Genomic DNA, 1,925 nt, shown 5'->3' on the forward strand with positions numbered 1-1,925 from the left:
CGAAGTAATCGGCCCGTCCGCGCCGCAAACCGTACCGAAGAAACACGTAGCGTAGGCCCGCGGAGTGTGGCAAGGTGGAACGCAGCGCCGACGAAGACCGATGTAGCAATGGTGCACATTGCCCGCGAGTCAGCGTGGTCATGGGCTGCGTCATCGACATTGGTGAGCCTGTGCCAGGCCTTTTGGCTTGGCCCAGACATCCCGTTTGAGAGAGTGATCAAGACGACGTACCCGAGTCGGTGCCACGTTCCACTTCTAATGATGGAGGATGCCATGGCACAACGCAAGCGGCCCACCACACAGTCGGCCATCACCCTAACACACCCCAACGCAGCGGGTATCGACATCGGCAGTGCTTCGCACTTCGTGGCCGTGCCGCCTGACCGCGACGACGAACCCGTGCGCGAGTTCGCCAGCTTCACGGGCGAGCTCAACCGCCTGGTCGATTGGCTTGACGCCTGCCGCGTGGATACCGTGGCCATGGAGTCCACGGGTGTTTACTGGATACCGCTTTACGAGCTGCTGGAATCTCGCGGCTTTACCGTGCTGCTGGTCAATGCCCGCCACGTCAAGAACGTCTCGGGGCGTAAAAGCGATGTGCTGGACTGCCAGTGGCTGCAGCAGCTCATGAGCTTTGGGCTGCTGCATGGCGCCTTCCGCCCGGCCGAACAGGTCTGTGTGCTGCGCTGCCTGAACCGCCAACGCATGATGCTGCTGCGCAACCAGGGGCGCTTGGTGCAGCACATGCAAAAGGCGCTGGCCCAGATGAACATCCAGTTGGCCAACGTCATCTCCGACGTGGTGGGCCAGACTGGACAAAGAATCCTGCGCGCCATCCTCGCCGGTGAACGCAATGGGATGGCCCTGGCCAAGCTCAAGAGCGCGCGCATCCATGCCAGCGAAGACGAGATCGCCAAGAGCTTGCAGGGGAGCTGGCGGGCCGAGCACCTGTTTGCCCTCAAGCAGGCGCTGGACGCGTTTGACTTCTGCGCCACCCAACTGGCCGAGTGCGATGCGCAGATCCAGGCGCAGTTGCAAGCGCTGCATGTTCGTGAGGACGAGCCAGCAGCAGGCAGCAAGCGCGCCCGTGGGCGTGCCCGCAATGCGCCGAAGTTTGATCTGCGCACGCAGCTGTTTCAGATGTGCGGCGTGGATCTCACGCGCATTAACGGCATCGACGTGACCACAGCGCTGGTGGTGGTTTCTGAGGTGGGTGCGGATATGAGCAAATTCCCCAGCGACAAGCACTTTGCCTCTTGGCTGGGTTTGTGTCCCGGTACCAGGATCACAGGGGGCAAGGTCATGAGTGGAAAGACCAAACGCTGCGCCAACCGTGCAGCCCAAGCGCTGCGTCTTGCGGCAGCATCCTTGCGGTCGAGCCAATCGGCGCTGGGAGCGTACTACCGACGCATGTGTGCACGTATGGACAAGCCCAAGGCCGTCACTGCTGCAGCGCACAAGCTAGCGCGGCTGATCTACGCCATGCTCACCCGTGGCCAGGAGTACACCGATCAGGGGCAGGAATACTTTGAGGAGCGCTATCGCCAAAGGGTCTTGCACAACCTCACCCAAAAGGCCAAGGTCATGGGGATGCAACTCGTCCCGTGCGACAACGCTGCCTAAAAACCCCATGAAAATCAATTGGTTATCTGTTGTTTCTTGAGAGTTCACGAAGCGTGTGTGTCCTGCGGCACACACGCCCACCCCAGCTCCTGCGCTTCTCGGCGCAGCCAGCAGGGGTGGGGAGCGGGGACAAACACGGCTGCTGCTGCGCAGCGGCGCCTGGGGTCGGGGACGCGCGCGGTGCGCGCTGCCGACGGGCGGCGCTGTCGCCCTGGCGAGCCGAGCGCAGCGAAGGACCGCAGGCCGAGCGAAGCAATGGCCCGTATGGAGCCCGCTCCCACCCCCTTCTGACCGTGCCGAGA

Annotated in this window: 1 protein-coding gene; it reads left to right on the forward strand. The window is 62.8% G+C overall.

Annotation, left to right across the window (positions count from 1 at the left end):
• Positions 1-273 precede the first annotated feature (273 nt).
• Positions 274-1,623, forward strand: a complete 1,350-nt coding sequence (locus ASE31_RS28090; RefSeq protein ID WP_057206244.1) for an IS110 family transposase — start codon at positions 274-276, stop codon at positions 1,621-1,623.
• Positions 1,624-1,925: the final 302 nt, after the last annotated feature.

Source organism: Acidovorax sp. Root217 (assembly GCF_001428645.1).
GTDB lineage: Bacteria > Pseudomonadota > Gammaproteobacteria > Burkholderiales > Burkholderiaceae_C > Acidovorax.

Coding starts and splice junctions, on each gene's coding strand:
- ASE31_RS28090 (WP_057206244.1), top strand. CDS start 274: ATGGCACAACGCAAGCGGCCCACCACACAGTCGGCCATCACCCTAACA.